Here is a 21622-nt window from a genome sequence, read left to right as displayed (position 1 = left end):
TTTTATCCACAGAATGTGGATAACTAAGGAATATTCTGAAATATTAGGCTTTTTTTAAAGATAAATCAGTGGATAACCATGTTAGTTAAGAATAATAAAATAACAGCCTTATTTCAGGCTGTTAATAAATTGTTGGTATTCTTCTTGGTTATGGAAGGAAATTGAGATTTTACCGCTATCTTTTTTTTGAAGGCTAATCTGAACATCTAATCCGAGTATTTTTTTCAATTTTTGCTCTTCCTCTTTGACAAAGTGGTCTTTTTCTTTTTTACTACTCTTCTTATTTTTTTGTAGTATTTGTTCAACTTGTCTAACTGAAAGATTTTCTGTTTGAATACGATGTAAGAGTGTATCTTGTCTGTCGCTTGATAATTGAATGAGGAGTCTAGCATGAGCCTGGGAAAGCTTCCCACTTTCAACTTCTGTCAGGATGTGTTTAGGTAGCCCTAACAATCGAACTAGGTTTGTAATATAAGGTCGAGATTTCCCCATTTTTTCAGCAATTTCTGTGTGGGTAAAACCTTTATCGATTAAGGATTGGTATGCTTTAGCTTCTTCGATAGGATTTAAATTTTCGCGTTGGAGATTTTCAATGATGGAATGAAGCATCATATCTTGATCAGAAAGTTGCTTAATAATTACTGGAATTTCTGAAAGTCCAGCAGCTATTGAAGCGCGATACCGTCTTTCTCCAGCTAGAATTTCATATCCAAGTACTGGAGATTTTCTAACGATAATTGGCTGAATCAAGCCGTTTTCCTTAATGGATTGTGCCAACTCTTGTATTTTTTCTTCTGAAAATTCCTTACGAGGTTGATAGGGATTTTTTTGAATATCCTTTATTTGAACAATTTTAAATTCTTCCATAATTCTACATTATCATAACTTAGATATTCTGTAAAGCAACTTTACATATCTGTAAACTATTGTTCCAAATCACTAGTACTCTTATCTAATTTAATGGTAGTTGTTTCTTCTTTACCATTACGGTAATATGTAATGGTCATGCTATCTCCGATAGAATGACTATATAGAGCACTTTGTAATTCAGTAGTTGAAGAAATAGCTTTATCATCTACTTTTGTAATGACGTCATATTGTTGTAGATGTCCATTGGCAGGCATACTAGTTATAACAGAACGAACAACTACTCCTGCAGTGACACTTGATGGTATATTCAATCTTTGTAAATCAGTGCTACTAAGATTTGAAAGGTTGACCATTTGAATGCCCAAGGCTGGTCGAGTGACTTTTCCATTCTTTTCTAATTGATTGATAATATTGATGGCATCGTTTGAAGGAATCGCAAATCCAAGTCCTTCCACAGAAGTTCCACCGTTTGTGGCTATTTTACTAGATGTAATTCCGATTACTTGTCCCTGAATATTGATTAGGGGACCGCCAGAATTTCCAGGGTTGATAGCTGTATCTGTTTGGATAGCCTTTGTAGAGATAGCTTGTCCATCTTCAGATTTTAAAGAAACATTTCTATTCAAACTAGACACGATACCCTGTGTAACGGTATTGGCGTACTCAGAACCTAGAGGGCTTCCGATTGCAATGGCAGTCTCTCCGACTGTTAGTTGATCAGAATCTCCAAATTCGGCTACTGTAGTCACCTTATCTGCAGCAATTTTTACAACTGCAATGTCAGAATAAGTATCAGAACCAACAATTTCACCTGGAACTTTGGTTCCATCAGCTAAACGAATATCTACTTTTTTAGCTCCACTGATAACGTGAGTATTGGTTACGAGGTAAGCAAAGTTACCTTCTTTTTTATAAATAACTCCAGAACCTTCGCTAGAAACTTGCTCAGTATTTGTATCTGTATCAGTTTCTGCAGATCCAAATAAACTATTTTGGGAGTTTGCAGAGTAAGTAATGACAGATACCACAGCATCTTTAACTTTATCGACTGCCTGTGTAGTTGAGTTTTCATTTTTTACAGCTGTTTTGCTGACAGTGGTGGTATTTGTTGGATTAGTGTTTTGTTTTTGACTTAGTTGCAATGTCGTAAAACTACCTAAAACACCACTAAAAAAGCTAATGAGAATTACTAATAAAAGTTGTCCCCATTTTTTGGAACTAGTTTGTAAGTTTTTCATAGAAGCCTCCATGTTTTTTTAATCAATGAAAGTATAAAATAGCTAGCTTAATCCAAGCTTAAAGAAAGAAAGTTTTTCACAACTTGTGGATAACTTTCAAAAACCTGTGAATTTATTGAATTTTTTCAAAATCTTCTCTGTGAATAAGATGTGAAATTGAGTGTGAATATGTTAGAATAGAAGAATGAAAATTAAAGTGGTAACAGTTGGAAAACTGAAAGAAAAATATCTCAAAGATGGCATAGCAGAATATTCCAAAAGGATTTCACGTTTTGCTAATCTAGAAATGATTGAGTTGTCAGATGAAAAAACACCAGATCGGGCTAGCGAATCTGAAAATCAAAAGATTTTGGAGTTAGAAGGGAACCGCATTCTTTCTAAAGTAGGAGATCGTGATTTTGTAGTTGTTTTAGCTATTGAAGGAACTACTTTTTCTTCTGAAGAATTCAGCAAGCAGCTTGAAAGAGCCTCTATTAATGGATTTTCGACAATCACTTTTATCATTGGTGGGAGTTTAGGACTCTCTCCAGAGGTGAAAAAGAGAGCCAACCTCTCTGTTAGTTTTGGGAGATTAACGCTTCCTCATCAACTAATGAGATTAGTCTTAGTAGAACAAATCTATAGAGCATTTTCGATTCAACAAGGCTCACCCTATCACAAATAGATGATTGACTAAGCTAGCTTTTTTTGATAAGATAGATAGGTGAGGTCTCATAGCTCAGCTGGATAGAGCATTCGCCTTCTAAGCGAACGGTCGCAGGTTCGAATCCTGCTGGGATCAGTGTAAAATCGTAAGCTGGGAAAAAATCCCAGCTTTTTTTGTAAAAAATTGACATTTCAGAATAAAATTTGAGCATTTGAGAGATAATTCTCCATAGGTATCGTAGATTTTATATAATATTTTTGTAAGTTAATTTACAAGAAAAACATTATAGGAGTTTATATTATGAAAAAGAATACAGATTTTGCTCAAATGAAAGATTTCCAAGAATTGAATGAAAAAGAACTGCAGGAAATCAGAGGTGGGGATAAAAGAGGAGTGATGGATCTTTTTAGACAGATACCTATTTTTAGAAAAAAATAAAGGAGTAGAAAATGGAAATTACAATTGGAATATTAGATGCATTTTTAACTTGTACAATTATTAGTAAAATTTATAGTCAAATTTGTCAAACTTCGAAAAAAGAAAGATATATCTTTTACTTGCTATTTTTAGCCCTTCAAGTAATTTATTCCTATTTTTTATCTTTCATAAATTCTGATAAATTAACTTTGATTTTGCACTATATGTTAAACACTCTTAATCCAATTGTATTTTATTTCTATTTAAGAATTTTAAAAAAAAAATACAGTTCTGTAAAAAATATTTTTTTGGGATTATTATTTTCACTCTTATATCAAAGTACACACACATTTTGTTCAGTAACTATATCATCTATTATGGGAGACTCACTTGTAGAACAACATGAAAGATTATTTTTTTTCATCATGAATGTCATCTCCTATTTTACAATAGATAAAATCATCTCTTATTTTCATCTAGAGTTCAACTATTTTGATAAAGACTATTTATATCCTTTTTTGAAAAAGGTTCTATATGCTCTTTTAGCTTTACATATCTTCTTATTTATTTCGGATTTTGTCAGTACTTTTTCTAATCTAAATAGTTTTGGAAGTATTTTATCATCCATTGTTTTTGTTGGTCTACTTTTGACCTTTTTCTCCATGAATTCTCACAAGGTTCAGATAGAAAAAGAAATTGAATTGGAACAAAAGAAGTTTGAGCAAAAACATTTACAAACTTACACGGATGAGATTGTTGCCTTATATAATGAAATTCGTGGTTTTCGTCATGACTATACAGGAATGCTTGTCAGCTTAAGAATGGCGATCGAAAGTAAAGATTTACAAGAAATTGACAGAGTTTACAGTGAAGTTCTTGTAAAGGCGAATCAAAAATTACGTTCAGACAAGTATACCTATTTCGATTTGAACAATATTGAGGATTCAGCTCTTCGTAGTTTGATTGCTCAATCTATTGTCAATGCGAAAAACAATGATGTAGAGTACACATTAGAGGTAAAAGATATTATCACACCTTTGTCTATGGAATTGTTAGATTTGGTGCGCGTGATGAGCATTCTGCTCAATAATGCCGTTGAGGGGGCAGTTGAAAGCTATCAAAAACAACTAGAGGTAGCTATCATCAAGTTGGATCTTGAAACCCTAGTTGTCATCCAAAACTCTTGTAAAAAAAGAAATGTAAAATCCGAAGATTTATTTGAATTAGGATTTTCAACCAAAGGAAGACATAGAGGACTTGGACTCAATAATGTTAAAGAAATTTTAGGAAAATATGACAATGTTATTTTAGAAACAGAAATTGATAATGATGTATTTAAACAAGTGATTAGATTTAAGAGGGAACTGATATGAAAGTATTAATTTTAGAAGATATTATAGAACACCAAGTAAGGTTGGAAACAACTCTGAATAAAATTTCTAAGGAAACAAATATTCCTATCTCCTATAAAACAACAGGAAAAGTGAGAGAGTTTATGGAATATGTAGAGCATGATGAAGTCAATCAGCTTTATTTTCTAGATATTGATATAAATGGGATTGAGAGAAAGGGATTTGAAGTTGCTCAATTCATTCGTCACCGCAATCCTTATGCTATTATTGTTTTTATTACAAGTCGATCTGAATTTGCTACCTTGACTTATAAATACAAAGTTTCAGCATTGGATTTCATTGATAAAGAAACCAGTGATCAAGTTTTTAAAAATAGAGTTGCTGACTGTGTGATTTATACTAAGAGTACCCTACTTGAAAACCAATCAGTCGTTGATTATTTTGATTATAGTTACAAAGGAAATGATCTTTGTATTCCTTATCATGATATTCTATACATTGAAACAACAGGAACTTCTCACAAATTACGAATTGTTGGTAAGAATTTTGCCAAAGAATTCTATGGAACAATGACAGATATTCAAGAAAAAGATAAGGAAACCCAACGTTTTTATCTGTCTCATAAATCATTCTTAGTTAATATCGGAAATGTGAGAGAGATTGATCGTAAAAAAATGGAAGTTGTCTTTTATGAAGATCATCGTTGTCCTATCTCACGCCTAAAAACTAAAAAATTGAGAGAGCTAATGGCTAAAAAACAAAAAAAGTAATTGACAATTTTTGATAAATTGATATAATGGTTATATCTGCTACAGATAGATGGTCCGTTGGTCAAGGGGTTAAGACACCGCCTTTTCACGGCGGTAACACGGGTTCGAATCCCGTACGGACTATTTAATCCGCCATAGCTCAGTTGGTAGTAGCGCATGACTGTTAATCATGATGTCGTAGGTTCGAGTCCTACTGGCGGAGTCAGATAAAAGGAACACTTGTTTCGTGTTCCTTTTTTTTGTTAATTCGTATCCCCTAACATTTTCATCAAAAAGTCCGTGATTTCTTGTGGACTTTCTTTTTTTCCGTGGGCAATCCAGGTTTGACAGACTCCAAAGAGAGCATTTGTCAGGTAGACGCTACTGTATTCTAATTCTATTTCATTTAGTTTGAGTTGCATAAAACGTTTTTGAAGGTCTGTGCTCAGTAGGATGTGAAGTTTATTTCTCAAGAAATTTTGAATTTCCTTGGTTCCATTTTCAGATAAAAGAGCTGCTAGAAGCGGTTCTGATTCTAAGTATTCAAATACTTCTAGAATAGCATCTCGTTTGTGATTAGCGTGTTTTTGAAAGATATATTCGAAGGTATGAAATAGTTTACTTTGGTAATGTTCAATCATATCGTATTTATCTTTGTAATGAGTATAGAAACTCGAGCGACTAATCCCAGCTTTTTGAGCTAATTTAACGGTTGTAATCTGATCGAAAGGTTGTTCCATCAGTAATTCGACCATGGCATTTTCGATAATACGCTTGGTTTTTAATCGTTTATTACTTTCTTGCATGTTCCCTCTAGATGAACATTTTTAGACAATATGTTTAAAAATATATTTTTTATCTTGTCTTTTTATTTTTTTTATGTATAATCTATTATATCAAAAATTTAGACAAATAGTTTAAAAAAGGAGACAATATGTTTAAAGAATGGAAAGCAATCTTTAAAAAGCCGACATTTATCATTGTCATGATAGGAATTTCCTTGATTCCAGCTCTTTATAATATCATTTTTTTATCTTCAATGTGGGATCCATACGGTAAACTTTCAGAGTTACCTGTAGCGATTGTTAATAAGGATCAAGCTGCTAGATATAATGATGAAAATCTCACTATTGGTGAAGACATGGTGTCTAATTTAAAAGATAGTGACAGTTTAGATTTTCATTTTGTAGATGAAGATGAGGGAGCAAGAGGACTGCGAGATGGGGATTATTACATGGTTGTAACGTTGCCAAGTGATCTTTCTGAGAAAGCTTCTTCTATCCTTACAAATCACCCTGAACAGATGATGATTGACTATCAGACATCAAGTGGTCATAGTTTTATTGCAAGCAAGATGAGTGATTCTGCCATGACACAAATCAAACAGACTGTGGCTACTAATGTTACTCAATCTTATACAAAAGCTTTATTTGAGAAGATGGGGGATTTAAAACTTGGTTTATCTCAAGCTGCAAATGCAAGTTTACAGTTGGCTGATGGTTCGAATCAGCTTTCTGATGGGAGTCAAACCTTAACGACCAATCTTCAAACCTTAGCTCAATCAAGTCTCACATTTTCTAATGGTGCTGATCAATTATCTACAGGTTTAGGAACCTATACAGCTGGTGTAAATCAGTTAAACCTTGGACTTGGTAATTTTAATAATGGTTTAAATCAATACACTAGTGCTATTTCACAAATCGATAATGGATTAAACCAACTGAACTCAAAGACACCGGCACTGGTATCAGGATTGACTCAACTTGATGCAGGCACACAAGCCTATACAGGTGGTGTTTTTCAACTCAATTCAGGATTAAAGCAATTTTCACTTGGTATTGATACTTATACAAATGGAGTTCAAAATCTATCATCTGGTGCAAATCAGATTTCTACTAAATCAGAGGCTCTACGTACAGGACTTACCCAACTTAATCAAGGAATTCAAGAACTTTCTACTCAATTAGATGGGACAACTCAACAAAAAGATCAGATTAAACAATTAGCAACTAGTTTAGAGCAATTGAATCAAGCTATTCAAACAGCAGATAGTGGAGAGATAACACAAGTAACAAACAAGCTTTCTAGTAGTCTATCAAAGATTGCAAATTCAGCACAAAGCATCATTACTTCAAATCAATCTGAAAAAGAAACTACTTTATCAGCTATTCAATCTACGAGTGCTTATCAAAGCTTAACTCCTGACCAACAGGCAGAGATAACTTCTGTGGTTTCTAATCCATCATCTTCTGCTAGTGAGTCAGCACGAACAATTTTAACTACAGTTCAAACGTTACAATCTTCTTTAGAAAATGTAACCACTCAAACAGATAGTTTAACTCAATTAAAGAATCATTCAAGTCAATTATTACCAACTGCTTCTTCAACATTGACAAGTTTGTCAAGTGGATTAACACAGGTTCAAACAGCAATTGATGGTCAGTTATTGCCAGCTAGTCAAACTCTTGCTTCTGGTATCGACAACTATACTAAATCAGTAGACCAAGTAGCTTTAGGAGCAAGTCAGTTGAGTTCTAAAAATTCGAACTTGACAGGAAGTTTCAATAAATTGCTACAAGGCTCAAATCAGTTGACAGAAAAATCTTCTACATTGACAGGTGCTACTGCTAAGTTAGCAGAGAATGCGCCAAAATTGGCATCTGGAATTGATAAACTTGCATCAGGTGTCAACCAAGTAAATAATAAAACATCAGATTTAACCGCTGGATTTAATCAAATACAAGCGGGTTCTCAACAATTAGCTGATAAATCAGACCAGCTAGTTTCTGGAGCAAATCAACTAGCTAATGGTTCTGAAAAAATAGCTAGTGGAGCAGATCAACTTGCTCAAGGATCAGAAATTCTACAATCAGGACTTGGAAAATTAAGTGATGGTTCAAGTCAGTTAAATCAAGGTTTGACAGAGGCTGAGGGGCAATTGCAACAGGCTTCAACTGAACCAACAAATGCAGACTTACTGGCTGATCCTTTAAGTCTTTCAAAAACTGATACGGACCAAGTAGCAGTTAATGGAATTGCCATGGCTCCATATATGATATCAGTTGCTCTTTTTGTTGCTGCTATTTCAACTAATATGATTTTTGCTAAATTGCCTTCTGGGCGCCATCCAGAAAGTCGCTGGGCTTGGTTTAAATCTCGCTTTGAAATTAATGGGGTTATTGCAGGTTTGGCAGGCTTATTAGTCTATGGTGGAGTACATTTAATCGGACTGACTGCAGTTCATGAATTCAAAACCTTGGCTTTGATCATTTTAACCAGCCTTGCTTTTATGGCGATGGTAACAGCATTGACAACCTGGAATTCTCGCCTAGGCGCCTTCTTCTCCTTAATTTTATTACTTCTTCAATTAGCTTCAAGTGCAGGAACTTATCCTTTAGCCTTGACGAATCAATTCTTTAAAACTATTAATCCATGGTTACCTATGAGTTATTCAGTTTCAGGTTTACGACAAACCATTTCTATGACAGGTAATATTCATAGTCAGATTATTTTCCTTATCTTTACAATAATGATTTTTGTTGCTTTAGGAATGCTAGCCTATCAACCTAAAAAAGCTGAAGAAGACTAAAAACAATCGACCAATTCGGTCGATTGTTTTTTTATCTAGAATATTTTTTTCTTTGAATATCATAAAAAATAAAGACAATAATAGCTATAAGAGAACAACTTGCACCAACAACAAATCCTTTTGGTATAAAGGAAAGGGTAATAGTTCCTTCACCTTCAGGAACATCAATTTTCATAAATCCAGTTTGTGCCTGTTGAATTTGTAATTTTTTACCATTTTGGTAAGCAGACCATCCTCGGTCGTAAGGAATTGTGAAAAAGATTGATGTATCATTCTTTACCTTATAATTTACAGTGACCTTGTTTTTATAAGAGCTCACTTCTACTGGATTTTCTTTTATTTTGCGTATAGCCTCCGTATATTTCTTAGTATCTAAGCGATAGAAAGTTGGAGATTCAAATGATACTTGAGCATTTCCTGGGAACTTAACCTGGATATCAAAAGTTTGTTTATGTTCTGCATATCCAAGATTAAAAAATGTAAAAGCATTATCTGTGGTAAAGGATTTTTTTTCACCGTTGACAATGATGTCAACTTGCTTTTTCTTATCGTTTGAAAAATTTAGCTTGGTCATGGAAAGGTAAACCTGACTATTATCTGGTACTTCAATGCTGTAGCTGGTAGTTGCATCTTCAGTATCAGTTCCGTTTAGATTGACCACGTTGTCACCAGAGTCTGTATGATGATTTATCGGATAAAAGTACTCTTCATTTAAGCCAGCAATTTGATTTAAAAATTGAGTTTGGTTATCAAGAGTATGGTCGTTAAAAGTGACATCTTTGTAAAGAGACTGTGTAGCAAAAGCAATTGGGAGAGCGAATTGATTTTTATAAAGGGTTAGATTATCTTTTTGATAGCTTGGATGAAAACCATATTTATCTGGATAGGTTTCAGAAATATTGTAGCTGATTCCAAATAAACTATCTGCAATGATAGTATTATTTGCATAACGAAGATTAAGGTTGGTACCTGAAGATTTAAAACCCAACTTATCTAACGTTGTACTTGCAGAACGATTACGAACAGATGAAAATTGTGAGATGCCATTGTAGTTAAATTTCATGCTATCGTTTCCAGTTTGAGTTTGTAACTTTTCAGTTCGTGTAAATGTATCTGGTTGCTGTTTGGTATACTCCAAAATAGCTTCCATACTTGGAATATCTTTATCATAGGTACTACGAGAAGCAAATCCCCATTCTTTCGTAATTCCATTTAATTGAGATGAAGCATTAAAACTAACTTCACTTACTGTAAAGATCAAAATAAGAATTGAAAAGATTTTTAGAGAAATCATTTTTCGGATAAGTGCTAATAACAATAGTAAGTATACCACTAAGAACTCAATCGTTAAGAGTATATTTAATTTAGTTAGAAATGAATAATGATTTTTAAAATAAATGGTTGCCAGATAGCCAAATAAAAGGAAGGTTATTGAGAATAAAATATTCCATAATTTGATATCTTTAAATCTATCTAAAACTTCCGCAGATATATAAATCAAAAGAGTAGAGAAAATCCACGCATAGCGATGAAGAAACATATTTGGCGCGTGCATTCCTTGCCAAAATAGATCTAAGGCTTCTAGATAAAAACTAGCAATGATGATAATGAATAGAGTTGCATAGCATAGTTTCACGTGAAACTTAATTGATTTTAATGTAAAGAATACAATTGTTAAGATAAAAGGAAGGAGGCCAACAAAAATCATTGGGATGGAACCATATTTAGTTGTATCGAAAGCACCAATGAATTGTTTAGCAAATATATCTAGATACCAACTAGTTTCTGTTTTTATTTTGCTAATAGCGGTTAGTTTTTCACCATGAGTTCTTAAATCAAACAAGGTTGGGAGTGTCATGATGAAACTTGTTAATCCAGCAAGCAAGGATGTTAGGAAAAAATCAAAGAAAGAATACTTGCGACTTTTAAAATCCCAGGAAAGTTGGCAAAAATACCAACCAATCAAAAACAGAGCAGTCATATAACCAAAATAGTAGTTTTGGATAAATAATATTGACAAACTTGTAAAGTATAAAATACGTTTTTTATCCGTTATGAGTAGATGTAAACCTGTTAAAATCAAGGGAATTAAAATAAAAACATCTAACCAAGTTTTTATTTCAAGTTGACTAACTGTAAAGCTCATTAAAGCATATGAGGTAGATAAAGATAATCTGAGTGGTGTTGGTAAATTTTTGAATATTATACTCAAGCTAAAAAAGGTTGACAGACCTATCAAACCAAATTTCAACAAGGTTGAAAGATAAACTGCATCTGGCATGCTTGATACATCAAAAAAATAAACAAGAGGTGATAGAAAACTACCTAGATAATAACTAGATAAGGCATAAAAATTGAGACCTAGACCACTGGTAAAGGTATAAAATAAACTACCACTTCCATGTAAAATATGACGGAGACTAAGATCAAAAATCACATACTGATGAAATCCATCCCCTAATAAAGGTGAAGTATCACTGTTCCAGTAGATACCTTGGGAGAGATAAACTCCTGCCATAATTACTAGGGGAATGATAAAAGAAATAAGATAGGTCCAATAGTTTCTGAAAAATGTTTTCATGTTACCTCATAGAATGATAGAAAACTCAGTTGGTTAATCCAACTGAGTTTTAAAGTATTATTTAGTCTTTCCAAAGTTCTTTGACTTTTGCTTGTACTTCAGCATTTTCTAAGAATTCATCATAGGTTTCATCGATACGATCAATTACACCGTTTTTAGATAGGACAATAATGTGGTTAGCTAAAGTTTGGATGAATTCATGGTCGTGACTGGCGAAGATGATAGATTCTTTGAAGTTTTTCAATCCATCGTTCAAGCTTGAAATAGATTCCAAATCTAAGTGATTAGTAGGATCGTCAAGTACAAGAACGTTTGATTTCAAAAGCATGAGTTTCGAAAGCATCACGCGCACTTTTTCTCCCCCTGACAAGACGTTTACAGGCTTGTTAACTTCGTCTCCAGAAAAGAGCATGCGACCAAGGAAACCACGTAGGAAGGTATTATCATCTTCTTCTTTACTTGCAAATTGACGGAGCCAGTCAAGGATTGACTCGCTTCCAGCAAAATCAGCGGAGTTGTCTTTTGGTAGATAAGAACGACTAGTTGTAACTCCCCACTTGACAGTTCCTTCGTAGTCAATATCACCCATAATTGCGCGAATCAATGCAGTTGTTTGGATATCGTTTTGTCCGATAAGAGCTGTCTTGTCACCTGGACGCAAGATGAAGCTGATGTTGTCAAGAATAGTTTCACCGTCAATCTTGACAGATAGATTTTCTACTGTCAAGAGATCATTACCAATTTCACGTTCAGCTTTAAAGTTGATAAATGGGTATTTACGACTAGATGGAATGATTTCTTCCAAGACAATCTTGTCAAGCATCTTTTTACGTGAAGTTGCTTGTTTAGATTTAGATGCGTTAGCAGAGAATCGAGCAACGAATTCTTGGAGTTGCTTAATTTTTTCTTCTGCCTTAGCATTACGGTCTGCTAGCAATTTAGCAGCAAGCTCAGAAGATTCCTTCCAGAAGTCGTAGTTTCCGACATAGAGCTTGATTTTTCCAAAGTCAAGGTCGGCCATGTGGGTACATACTTTATTTAAGAAGTGACGGTCGTGGGATACGACAATAACAGTGTTATCAAAGTCAATCAAGAAATCTTCTAACCAAGTAATAGACTGGATATCAAGACCGTTGGTTGGCTCGTCTAGAAGAAGTACATCTGGTTTACCAAACAAGGCTTTAGCAAGGAGAACTTTCACTTTATCTCCATTTGCGAGTTCACTCATATTTTGGTAATGAAGATCTTCAGGGATATTCAAGTTTTGCAAGAGTTGTGAAGCTTCACTCTCAGCTTCCCAACCACCTAGTTCAGCAAATTCTCCTTCAAGCTCAGCTGCACGAACACCATCTTCATCAGTAAAGTCTGCCTTCATATAGATAGCATCTTTTTCTTTCATGATGCTATATAGCTTTTCATTACCCATGATAACGACATCAATAGCACGCTCATCTTCGTAGTCAAAGTGATTTTGACGAAGAACAGAGAGACGTTCGTCTGGTCCAAGAGAGATATGACCAGTTGTCGGCTCAATATCACCAGCCAAGATTTTTAAAAATGTTGATTTACCTGCACCGTTAGCACCAATCAAACCATAGGTATTTCCTTCTGTAAATTTGATGTTGACATCATCAAAAAGTTTGCGGTCACTAAAACGTAGTGAGACATCAGATACTGTAAGCAATGTTTTTCTCCTATTATATATAATACTTTAATTCTACTAGAAAATCCCTAAATATTCAAATTTTTATTTGTCAATTTTTTGTAAATAAAGTTGACAATTTCTTTACGATTGGATAGATATCCTAGACATAGTTTGATTTCAAAAATTATCTGTCTTTTTATCAAAAAAATGCTATAATTGAAAGGACCATATCAAAGGAGAATAAGATGAATAAACCCATTATTTTAACAGGAGATCGTCCAACTGGGAAATTACATATCGGACACTATGTAGGTAGCTTAAAAAATCGTGTCTTGTTACAGGAAGAAGATAAATATGACATGTTCGTTTTTTTAGCTGACCAGCAAGCCTTAACTGACCATGCAAAAGATCCACAAACAATTGTAGAGTCTATTGGGAATGTTGCTTTGGACTATCTTGCAGTGGGATTGGATCCGAATAAATCAACGATTTTCATTCAAAGCCAGATTCCAGAATTGGCAGAGCTTTCTATGTATTACATGAATCTAGTGTCTTTGGCTCGTTTGGAACGAAACCCAACAGTCAAGACCGAAATTGCTCAAAAAGGCTTTGGAGAAAGCATTCCAACTGGATTTTTAGTTTATCCAGTTGCTCAAGCAGCGGATATTACAGCCTTCAAGGCAAACTTGGTTCCAGTAGGGAATGACCAAAAACCGATGATTGAACAAACGCGTGAAATTGTGCGTTCTTTCAATCATGCCTACAATTGTGATGTTTTAGTAGAGCCAGAAGGGATCTATCCTGAAAATGAAGGAGCAGGTCGCTTGCCTGGTCTTGATGGTAATGCCAAAATGTCTAAATCGCTTAATAATGGTATCTACTTGTCAGATGATGCAGATACCTTGCGTAAGAAAGTAATGAGTATGTATACAGACCCAGATCATATTCGTGTGGAAGATCCAGGTAAGATTGAAGGCAATATGGTTTTCCATTACTTAGATGTTTTTGGACGTCCAGAAGATGCTCAAGTAATTGCTGAAATGAAAGAGCATTATCAACGTGGTGGTCTAGGTGATGTCAAGACTAAACGTTATCTACTTGAAATCCTAGAACGTGAACTTGCTCCAATCCGTGAACGTCGCCTAGAATATGCTAAAGATATGGGTGAGGTTTATAATATGCTCCAAAAAGGTAGTGAACAAGCTCGAGAAGTTGCTGGTCAAACGCTATCAGAAGTAAAGGCAGCAATGGGGCTAAATTACTTTCATTAATCGATAAAATACGAACTATAAAACTATCTCTTCTTTAAAATTAAAGGGATAGTTTTTTTATATTATCTATTATCAATATAATTGACAAATTTTCATAGAATGGTATGATAGATACAATACAAAAAGCGTCAAGCTCAAAAAGAAAGAAAAGAGGAAACTTCAATGTCTAATTGGGACACTAAATTTTTGAAAAAAGGTTTTACCTTTGATGATGTATTGCTTATTCCAGCAGAGAGCCATGTGTTGCCTAATGATGCGGATTTAACAACAAAATTGGCAGATAATTTGACTTTAAATATCCCAATTATTACAGCTGCAATGGACACTGTAACAGAAAGCCAAATGGCCATTGCAATCGCGCGTGCAGGTGGACTTGGAGTTATCCATAAAAACATGTCTATTGAGCAACAAGCTGACGAAGTTCGTAAGGTAAAACGTTCTGAAAATGGTGTTATCATTGATCCATTCTTCTTGACTCCTGAACATACAATCGCTGAAGCAGATGAACTCATGGGCCGTTACCGTATCAGTGGTGTCCCAGTGGTTGAAACTCTTGAAAACCGTAAGTTAATTGGTATTTTGACCAACCGAGATCTGCGTTTCATTTCTGACTACAATCAACCAATTTCAAAACACATGACTAGTGAAAACCTAGTTACTGCTCCGGTTGGTACAGACTTAAAAACTGCAGAGAGTATTCTTCAAGAACACCGTATTGAGAAATTACCTTTAGTTGATGAGGAAGGACGTCTATCAGGTTTAATCACCATTAAAGATATTGAAAAAGTAATTGAGTTCCCAAATGCGGCAAAAGATGAATTCGGTCGTCTTCTAGTCGCTGGTGCGGTAGGTGTCACTTCTGATACATTTGAACGTGCTGAAGCCCTCTTTGAAGCAGGAGCTGATGCTATTGTTATCGATACTGCCCATGGTCACTCAGCGGGTGTACTTCGTAAAATTGCTGAGATTCGTGCTCATTTCCCAGACCGTACACTGATTGCTGGGAACATCGCTACTGCTGAAGGAGCACGTGCTCTTTATGATGCAGGTGTTGACGTTGTTAAAGTCGGTATTGGCCCAGGTTCAATCTGTACAACTCGTGTTATAGCAGGTGTCGGAGTTCCACAAGTTACAGCTATCTATGATGCGGCAGCAGTTGCGCGTGAATATGGCAAAACAATCATAGCTGATGGTGGAATCAAGTATTCTGGAGATATTGTAAAAGCTCTTGCTGCTGGTGGAAATGCAGTAATGCTTGGTTCAATGTTCGCGGGAACTGATGAAGCTCCAGGTGAAACTGAAATCTTCCAAGGACGTAAGTTCAAGACTTACCGTGGTATGGGTTCAATCGCTGCAATGAAGAAAGGTTCAAGCGACCGTTACTTCCAAGGTTCTGTCAATGAAGCAAATAAACTTGTTCCAGAAGGAATTGAAGGGCGCGTTGCTTATAAAGGAGCAGCAGCTGATATTGTCTTCCAAATGATTGGTGGTATCCGTTCTGGGATGGGTTACTGTGGTGCCGCTAACCTTAAAGAACTACATGATAATGCTCAATTTATCGAAATGTCTGGTGCAGGTCTAAAAGAAAGCCATCCACACGATGTGCAAATCACAAATGAAGCACCAAACTACTCAATGTAACAAAAAATCTCCTGTTGTGACAGGAGATTTTTTATTGTTTACACCGATGTAAATATCAGTTTACAGATAATTGCCCATTCTTTACAGTAAATATACTGAGATTATCAGGTAAGTTTTGAAGATGCTCTAAACTAGTTGTTGTAATAAAGGTTTGAATATTTTGAGATATAGTTTCTAATAATTTAAGTTGACGAGTGTTATCAAGTTCACTCATAACATCATCAAGCAAAAGAATGGGAGACTCCTTAGTGATACTCTCCATCAATTCTATTTCTGCAATTTTTATAGATAAAACCAGGCTACGATGTTGTCCTTGACTTCCAAAGCTTGCGTCCATTCCATTGATTAAGAAAATCATATCATCCCGATGAGGGCCAACTCCAGTATTCTTCTTAAATAAATCTCTTGATCTACTTTTTTGAAGTGCTGCATAGAAAGATTCTGCTAGGTGTTCCTTGTCAGTAAAGTTTACAGATGGTTGATAACGTATTGACAACTCTTCCAATTGGTCTGAGATATCAAAGTGCTTTTTACGACCAAAAGACTCCATTTTTTTGATAAATTCTGCTCTGTGAATCATCACTCGACAACCGTAGTCGACTAGCTGGTCATCGAGAACAGATAAAAAAGTTTCGTCGATATGATTTGCTGACTTTAAGTATGTATTTCTTTGTTTGAGCACATGGTTGTAGCTTGACAAGTCTGACAAGTATATGGGTTTGATTTGCCCTAGCTCCATATCTATAAACTTACGTCGGATAGCTGGTGCTCCTTTGACAAGTTGTAAATCTTCCGGTGCAAATAGCACAACATTCATGTGTCCAATATAGTCAGATAGTCGAGCTTGCTTTAAGTGATTGACTTTAGTAATCCGACCTTTTGGGGTTAAGTCAATCTCAAGTGGTACAGTAGCCGTTCGTTTTTGAAGAATTCCAGAAACTTGAAGTTGTTCTTCTTCAAATCGGATTAAATTCTTGTCTGTCTTTGTCCGATGACTTCTAGTTAAAGCTAAAAAGTAAATACTTTCCAGAAGATTGGTTTTTCCTTGAGCATTTCGACCCACAAATACATTTAATTTAGGATTAAATTCAATTTCGGTATTCTGATAGTTTCTAAATTGCTTGATGGATAAGTTTTTTAGCCACATACTTATCTACCTGGGAAACGTGGTGCAGTTTTTGTTTTAGCTTTCGGGGTCTTTTTTGTTGGCTTTTTTTTGACCGTCTTATTCATTTCTTTGACAAGTTTAGCCACACGTTCTTTCTCAAGTTTTTCTTGAAGATATTCTTCCTGTTCTTCTTGACTAGGATGAGTCAAAATGATGTGGATTTTCATATCAGGAATGTCGATGGAGTCCCCGATTCTTACTTTTTTCCCACGACGATTTTCCAATTCGCCATTAAAGTAGACAAGATGGTCAGCTAAAAAGGATTTAATGGCTCCGCCACTGTGTATAATACCAAGTTCTTTCAAGAGAGCTTGGAGAGTGATAAATTCTTCAAATAATTTGTATTCCATAGTTCACCTCAATCTTTGGTATTATACCATATTTTACCTTGAAATGGCAGAGGTAAATTCGTTAGAAATGAAAGCGATTTTAATTCTAAAAGGGATAAAGAGAACAAGAAAATTTTCTCTTTTCATGGTATAATAGAACTCTATGTAGAAGGAGGTAAGCGATGGAGTTAGTACCTGGAATTGCAGTGCATTTTATCCAATCAAAAAAATTTAAAACTAATAAAATTACTGTGCGTTTCACAGCTCCATTGTCTTTGGATTCAATTTCAAGTCGCATGTTAAGTGCTAGTATGCTTGAAACTGCCAACCAAAGTTATCCGACTGCTCAACTGTTTCGAAAACATTTAGCAACCTTGTATGGGACTGATTTGTCAGCGCACGCCTACCGAAGAGGACAAAGTCATCTTGTGGATTTGAGCATTACCTATGTGCGTGATGAGTTTTTAAGTAAAAAAAATATTTTAACTTCGCAAATTTTAGAATTGTTAAATCAGGTCCTATTATTTCCATTGATTGATGATGTTGGATTTGAAAATAAAACCTTTGAAATTGAGAAAAAACAAGTCTTATCAAGACTAGAGTCAGAGTTAGAAGATCCCTTCTTTTTTGCTCATAAAGAATTAGATCAATTGTTTTTCCAAGAAGAATCAATGCAGTTAGTTCCTAAAGATTTGATTTCTAGAATTTCAGAAGAGACTTCTAAAACTTGTTTTTCAAGTTTTCAAAAAATGATGAAAGAAGATCAAATAGATATTTTCTTCTTAGGAGATTTTAATGAAATTGAAGTTTTAGAGTATTTGAAAAAATTATCGTTAACAGGTCGTAAATCATCTGTAAATATTCAATACCAGCAACCCTATTCTAATATTCTTAAAGAAGGTATTGTTAGAAAGAGATTGGGACAGTCTGTTTTAGAGATGGGCTACCATAGTCCAGTGGGGTATGGTGATGAAGAGCAGATGGCAGTGCTTCTTGTCAATGGTCTTTTAGGAACCTTTCCTCATTCGAAACTATTTACCAAAGTACGAGAAAAAGAAGGGTTGGCCTATACGGTATCGAGTCACTTGGATCTCTTTAGTGGATTTTTACGATTGTTTGCTGGAATTGATCGGCAAAATCGAAATAAAGTAAGAAAATTGATGAATCATCAGTTGCTTGACATAAAAAATAGCAAGTTTACAGATAAGGAAATTGATCAGACTAAACAAATGATTCGTCGATCCTTACTACTAGCTCAGGATAATCAAGATTCTATCGTCGATAAATATTATCTGTCAACTTTTTTTGGGAAAGCAAATCTTGATACAAAAACTTTAATCGATAAACTCGAACAAGTTGATAGAGAAGCAATTTGTGAAGCAGCAAACAGTTTTAAGTTGCAGGCTATTTATTTTATGGAAGGAGCAGAATGACCAGACCTACTTTTCAAAAGAAATATTATCCTGCTGTAAAAGAAACTTTGTATCAAACTAGCTTAGAAAATGGTTTGACAGTTACTTTACTACCTAAAAAGGACTTTAACGAGGTTTATGGAGTTTTGAGTGTCCAAGTCGGTTCTGTTGACACAAGGTTTACAGTAAATGATAAGGGTTTACAACAATATCCTCAAGGGATCGCTCATTTCTTAGAACATAAGCTTTTTGAACGAGAAGATTCTGGAGATGTTATGGCAGCTTTTACAGAGCTAGGGGCTGAAAGTAATGCCTTTACGAGCTTTACAAATACTAGCTATCTTTTCTCGACTTCCGAAAATGTTCTAGAGTGCTTAGATTTACTTGAAGAACTTGTCACTACCTTCAATATAACTGAAGAATCAGTGGAGCGCGAAAAAGATATCATTCAGCAGGAAAGAGAGATGTATCAGGATGATCCAGATTCTTGTCTATTTTTCAATACTCTGGCAAATCTCTATCCAGAAAGTCCTTTAGCTTCAGATATTGTCGGTAGTGAAAACTCCATTGATGCTATTTGTTTGGAGGATTTAGAAGAGAACTTTAAAGAGTTTTACAGACCTGTCAATAGTAATATCTTTTTAGTGGGGAATTTTGATTTTGAACTGCTTGAAGATTATTTTGCTAAGAAATCTTATCCTCAAGAAAAAAAACATGAGTTTAAGAGAGAACAAATACCTTTACATCCTGTAAAGACTACTGAAAGTTTACGGATGGACGTAGCTTCTCCAAAATTAGCGATTGGTATTAGAGGAAATAAAGACATCGGAAATCGAGATCAATATCGTTATCATCTTTTATTGAAATTGTTGTTTACAATGATGTTTGGTTGGACTTCACAAAGATTTCAAAGATTATATGAGTCTGGAAAACTGGATGCTTCCCTGTCTTTAGAAATTGAAGTAGATCCTCGTTTCCATTTTGTGATATTAACAATGGATACAAAGGAACCTGTGGCACTTTCTCATCAATTTCGTAAAGCTATTCGCAATTTTATGAAAGATGAGGATGTAACTGAGGAACACTTGGATATTGTAAAAACTGAGATGTATGGAGAATTTCTTCATAGTATGGATTCCTTAGAATACATTGCTACTCAGTATCATCCAACCGATACAGGTTCTACCCTGTTTGATCTTCCTAAACTTTTGCAGGAAATTACTCTAGAGGATGTTCTAGAAGCAGGACATGATTTGATAGATAATAGCGACATGGTTGATTGTACAATTTTTCCGATATAATCGCTAGAAAATACACTAGAAAGAAGGAATGTTAAGTATGAGAAAAAAAACAATTGGCGAGGTCTTACGCCTTGCGAGAATTAACCAAGGACTGAGCTTGGAGGAATTACACAGAAAGACGGATATTCAACTGGATTTGTTGGAGGCAATGGAGTCAGATGATTTTGACAAACTACCGAGTACTTTTTATGCTCGTTCATTTTTGAGAAAGTATGCTTGGGCTGTTGAATTAGATGAACATATTGTTCTAGATGCCTATGATTCGGGAAGTATGATTACTTATGAAGAGGTAGATGTTGATGAGATTGAACTTTCAGGACGTAGACGGTCTAATCGAAAGAAAAATTCATTTCTCCCGCTTTTTTACTTTGTTCTTTTTTCTTTATCAATTTTAATTTTTGTAACCTACTATGTGTGGAATTATATTCAAACCCAACCAACTGTGTCTTCTGCGGCAACTTATAGTGTTGTGAGTTCAACAAGTACTTCTAGTAGTGAGATATCAAGTAGTAACCAATCTACTAGTTCATCAAGTTCGAGTGAAGCCTCTTCTGTAATCATCTCTGGTCAGGGAGATACGATAGCAGCAGAATACAAAACTTCTAAAGATTCAGTTGAGCTTCAATTCTCTGTTACCGATGCAACGAGCTGGATCAGTGTTTCGGATACTGATTTGGCAGGAGGAGTGACTCTTGAACCCAATAATAAAACAGCTAAAACCACGATTTCAAAAAATAATCCTGTAACAATTACATTGGGAGTTGTTAAAGGAGTAACAGTGAAAGTCGATAATCAGGAAATTGATACTTCAAAATTGGCTGGGGAAACTGGCTGGATTACACTGACACTGAGTTCAAATTAAGGAAGGATAATATGAAAAAAGAGAATATTCCTAATATACTTACGCTTGGTAGAATTTTATTTATTCCCATTTTTGTTCTTCTTCTATCATTTGGATCGTCTCCTTTGTTTCATACAACTGCAGCAGTTATTTTTGCTATTGCCAGTATCACTGATTATCTAGATGGTTATTTGGCTAGAAAATGGCAGGTAGTTAGCAATTTTGGGAAATTTGCAGATCCAATGGCAGATAAGTTGTTAGTTATGTCAGCCTTTATTATGCTAGTTGGTCTAAATATGGCACCAGCTTGGGTGGTAGCAGTTATTATCTGCCGTGAACTTGCAGTCACTGGTTTGCGCTTGCTCTTAGTTGAAACAGGAGGTACCGTCCTAGCTGCTGCTATGCCTGGAAAAATCAAGACATTTAGTCAGATGTTTGCGATTATATTCTTGCTACTTCACTGGAATGTTCTTGGTCAGATAACTCTTTATATTGCCTTGTTCTTCACAGTTTATTCTGGTTATGATTACTTCAAGGGAAGCGCGTATTTGTTTAAAGGAACCTTTCGCTAG

Annotated in this window: 18 protein-coding genes and 3 tRNA genes; 14 read left to right on the top strand and 7 right to left on the bottom strand. The window is 35.0% G+C overall.

What is annotated here, in order from left to right:
- Positions 1-108: 108 nt before the first annotated feature.
- Together QM874_RS08925 and QM874_RS08920 are read right to left on the bottom strand one after the other, a co-directional pair.
- Positions 109-867: a ParB/RepB/Spo0J family partition protein gene (locus QM874_RS08925; protein WP_248035103.1), complete on the bottom strand. Its 759-nt coding sequence runs from the start codon at positions 865-867 to the stop codon at positions 109-111.
- Between the two features lie 56 nt (positions 868-923).
- Positions 924-2108, bottom strand: coding sequence for a S1C family serine protease (locus QM874_RS08920; RefSeq protein ID WP_414317013.1), 1185 nt, complete (start codon positions 2106-2108; stop codon positions 924-926).
- A gap of 184 nt (positions 2109-2292) precedes the next feature.
- Between QM874_RS08920 and rlmH the strand changes: the two genes are divergently transcribed.
- The 7 genes from rlmH to QM874_RS08885 all read left to right on the top strand — a co-directional run bounded on the left by rlmH (position 2293) and on the right by QM874_RS08885 (position 5495).
- On the top strand, positions 2293-2772 hold the full coding sequence (gene rlmH, locus QM874_RS08915) for a 23S rRNA (pseudouridine(1915)-N(3))-methyltransferase RlmH (protein WP_075228914.1): 480 nt from the start codon (positions 2293-2295) through the stop codon (positions 2770-2772).
- 43 nt (positions 2773-2815) lie between these two features.
- Positions 2816-2889 (top strand) — tRNA-Arg (locus QM874_RS08910).
- 165 nt (positions 2890-3054) lie between these two features.
- On the top strand, positions 3055-3192 hold the full coding sequence (locus tag QM874_RS08905; RefSeq protein WP_414317012.1) for a ComC/BlpC family leader-containing pheromone/bacteriocin: 138 nt from the start codon (positions 3055-3057) through the stop codon (positions 3190-3192).
- Between the two features lie 11 nt (positions 3193-3203).
- Positions 3204-4544, top strand: a complete 1341-nt coding sequence (locus QM874_RS08900) for a GHKL domain-containing protein (RefSeq protein ID WP_414317011.1) — start codon at positions 3204-3206, stop codon at positions 4542-4544.
- Positions 4541-5293: a competence system response regulator transcription factor ComE gene (gene comE / locus QM874_RS08895; protein ID WP_414317010.1), complete on the top strand. Its 753-nt coding sequence runs from the start codon at positions 4541-4543 to the stop codon at positions 5291-5293. The genes QM874_RS08900 and comE overlap by 4 nt, the downstream gene beginning before the upstream one ends.
- 51 nt (positions 5294-5344) lie before the next feature.
- Positions 5345-5416, top strand: a tRNA-Glu gene (locus QM874_RS08890).
- A 5-nt stretch (positions 5417-5421) separates the two neighbouring features.
- A tRNA-Asn gene (locus QM874_RS08885) sits at positions 5422-5495 on the top strand.
- Between the two features lie 40 nt (positions 5496-5535).
- Here QM874_RS08885 and QM874_RS08880 read toward each other — a convergent pair.
- On the bottom strand, positions 5536-6078 hold the full coding sequence (locus QM874_RS08880) for a TetR/AcrR family transcriptional regulator C-terminal domain-containing protein (protein WP_414261039.1): 543 nt from the start codon (positions 6076-6078) through the stop codon (positions 5536-5538).
- Between the two features lie 128 nt (positions 6079-6206).
- On the opposite strand from QM874_RS08880, the gene QM874_RS08875 reads away from it, so the two are divergent.
- Positions 6207-8861 carry a YhgE/Pip family protein gene (locus QM874_RS08875; protein WP_414317009.1) on the top strand — a complete coding sequence of 885 codons (2655 nt, stop codon included), beginning with the start codon at positions 6207-6209 and terminating at the stop codon, positions 8859-8861.
- 31 nt (positions 8862-8892) lie between these two features.
- On the opposite strand, the gene QM874_RS08870 is transcribed toward QM874_RS08875, so the two are convergent.
- Together QM874_RS08870 and QM874_RS08865 are read right to left on the bottom strand one after the other, a co-directional pair.
- The gene (locus QM874_RS08870) at positions 8893-11442 is read right to left on the bottom strand and encodes a YfhO family protein (protein ID WP_414317008.1); all 2550 of its coding nucleotides are present in this window, start codon (positions 11440-11442) and stop codon (positions 8893-8895) included.
- 61 nt (positions 11443-11503) lie between these two features.
- Positions 11504-13126 carry an ATP-binding cassette domain-containing protein gene (locus QM874_RS08865; RefSeq protein WP_414317007.1) on the bottom strand — a complete coding sequence of 541 codons (1623 nt, stop codon included), beginning with the start codon at positions 13124-13126 and terminating at the stop codon, positions 11504-11506.
- A gap of 206 nt (positions 13127-13332) precedes the next feature.
- On the opposite strand from QM874_RS08865, the gene trpS reads away from it, so the two are divergent.
- Positions 13333-14358, top strand: a complete 1026-nt coding sequence (gene trpS / locus QM874_RS08860; RefSeq protein ID WP_414317006.1) for a tryptophan--tRNA ligase — start codon at positions 13333-13335, stop codon at positions 14356-14358.
- Between the two features lie 162 nt (positions 14359-14520).
- Positions 14521-15999: an IMP dehydrogenase gene (guaB, locus tag QM874_RS08855; protein ID WP_006154819.1), complete on the top strand. Its 1479-nt coding sequence runs from the start codon at positions 14521-14523 to the stop codon at positions 15997-15999.
- A gap of 55 nt (positions 16000-16054) precedes the next feature.
- Here guaB and recF read toward each other — a convergent pair whose 3' ends face one another.
- Together recF and yaaA are read right to left on the bottom strand one after the other, a co-directional pair.
- Positions 16055-17146, bottom strand: coding sequence for a DNA replication/repair protein RecF (gene recF, locus QM874_RS08850; RefSeq protein ID WP_414317005.1), 1092 nt, complete (start codon positions 17144-17146; stop codon positions 16055-16057).
- Positions 17147-17148: 2 nt separating this feature from the next.
- Positions 17149-17517 (bottom strand): S4 domain-containing protein YaaA, encoded by a 369-nt coding sequence (gene yaaA, locus QM874_RS08845; RefSeq protein WP_414317004.1) that lies wholly within the window; start codon positions 17515-17517, stop codon positions 17149-17151.
- Between the two features lie 161 nt (positions 17518-17678).
- Between yaaA and yfmF the strand changes: the two genes are divergently transcribed.
- Genes yfmF through pgsA form a run of 4 tightly spaced genes read left to right on the top strand, consistent with a single transcriptional unit; the run spans position 17679 to position 21622 of the window.
- On the top strand, positions 17679-18929 hold the full coding sequence (yfmF, locus tag QM874_RS08840) for an EF-P 5-aminopentanol modification-associated protein YfmF (RefSeq protein ID WP_414317003.1): 1251 nt from the start codon (positions 17679-17681) through the stop codon (positions 18927-18929).
- Positions 18926-20209: an EF-P 5-aminopentanol modification-associated protein YfmH gene (gene yfmH, locus QM874_RS08835; RefSeq protein ID WP_414317002.1), complete on the top strand. Its 1284-nt coding sequence runs from the start codon at positions 18926-18928 to the stop codon at positions 20207-20209. Before yfmF ends, yfmH begins: the two co-directional genes overlap by 4 nt.
- Before the next feature lie 37 nt (positions 20210-20246).
- Positions 20247-21071 carry a cytoskeleton protein RodZ gene (gene rodZ, locus QM874_RS08830; protein WP_414317001.1) on the top strand — a complete coding sequence of 275 codons (825 nt, stop codon included), beginning with the start codon at positions 20247-20249 and terminating at the stop codon, positions 21069-21071.
- A gap of 11 nt (positions 21072-21082) precedes the next feature.
- Positions 21083-21622 carry a CDP-diacylglycerol--glycerol-3-phosphate 3-phosphatidyltransferase gene (gene pgsA, locus QM874_RS08825; protein WP_414317000.1) on the top strand — a complete coding sequence of 180 codons (540 nt, stop codon included), beginning with the start codon at positions 21083-21085 and terminating at the stop codon, positions 21620-21622.

This window comes from Streptococcus infantis, from assembly GCF_047463615.1.
Classification (GTDB): domain Bacteria; phylum Bacillota; class Bacilli; order Lactobacillales; family Streptococcaceae; genus Streptococcus; species Streptococcus infantis_X.
This window is presented reverse-complemented; position numbering and strand designations above follow the sequence as displayed.

Bases quoted from the DNA above. Each gene is read 5' to 3' on its own strand.
- rlmH (WP_075228914.1), top strand. From the start codon at position 2,293: ATGAAAATTAAAGTGGTAACAGTTGGAAAACTGAAAGAAAAATATCTC.
- yfmH (WP_414317002.1), top strand. From the start codon at position 18,926: ATGACCAGACCTACTTTTCAAAAGAAATATTATCCTGCTGTAAAAGAA.
- QM874_RS08880 (WP_414261039.1), bottom strand. From the start codon at position 6,078: ATGCAAGAAAGTAATAAACGATTAAAAACCAAGCGTATTATCGAAAAT.
- guaB (WP_006154819.1), top strand. From the start codon at position 14,521: ATGTCTAATTGGGACACTAAATTTTTGAAAAAAGGTTTTACCTTTGAT.
- yfmF (WP_414317003.1), top strand. From the start codon at position 17,679: ATGGAGTTAGTACCTGGAATTGCAGTGCATTTTATCCAATCAAAAAAA.
- QM874_RS08905 (WP_414317012.1), top strand. From the start codon at position 3,055: ATGAAAAAGAATACAGATTTTGCTCAAATGAAAGATTTCCAAGAATTG.
- trpS (WP_414317006.1), top strand. From the start codon at position 13,333: ATGAATAAACCCATTATTTTAACAGGAGATCGTCCAACTGGGAAATTA.
- rodZ (WP_414317001.1), top strand. From the start codon at position 20,247: ATGAGAAAAAAAACAATTGGCGAGGTCTTACGCCTTGCGAGAATTAAC.
- QM874_RS08925 (WP_248035103.1), bottom strand. From the start codon at position 867: ATGGAAGAATTTAAAATTGTTCAAATAAAGGATATTCAAAAAAATCCC.
- QM874_RS08870 (WP_414317008.1), bottom strand. From the start codon at position 11,442: ATGAAAACATTTTTCAGAAACTATTGGACCTATCTTATTTCTTTTATC.
- yaaA (WP_414317004.1), bottom strand. From the start codon at position 17,517: ATGGAATACAAATTATTTGAAGAATTTATCACTCTCCAAGCTCTCTTG.
- QM874_RS08920 (WP_414317013.1), bottom strand. From the start codon at position 2,108: ATGAAAAACTTACAAACTAGTTCCAAAAAATGGGGACAACTTTTATTA.
- recF (WP_414317005.1), bottom strand. From the start codon at position 17,146: ATGTGGCTAAAAAACTTATCCATCAAGCAATTTAGAAACTATCAGAAT.
- QM874_RS08900 (WP_414317011.1), top strand. From the start codon at position 3,204: ATGGAAATTACAATTGGAATATTAGATGCATTTTTAACTTGTACAATT.
- QM874_RS08875 (WP_414317009.1), top strand. From the start codon at position 6,207: ATGTTTAAAGAATGGAAAGCAATCTTTAAAAAGCCGACATTTATCATT.
- comE (WP_414317010.1), top strand. From the start codon at position 4,541: ATGAAAGTATTAATTTTAGAAGATATTATAGAACACCAAGTAAGGTTG.
- pgsA (WP_414317000.1), top strand. From the start codon at position 21,083: ATGAAAAAAGAGAATATTCCTAATATACTTACGCTTGGTAGAATTTTA.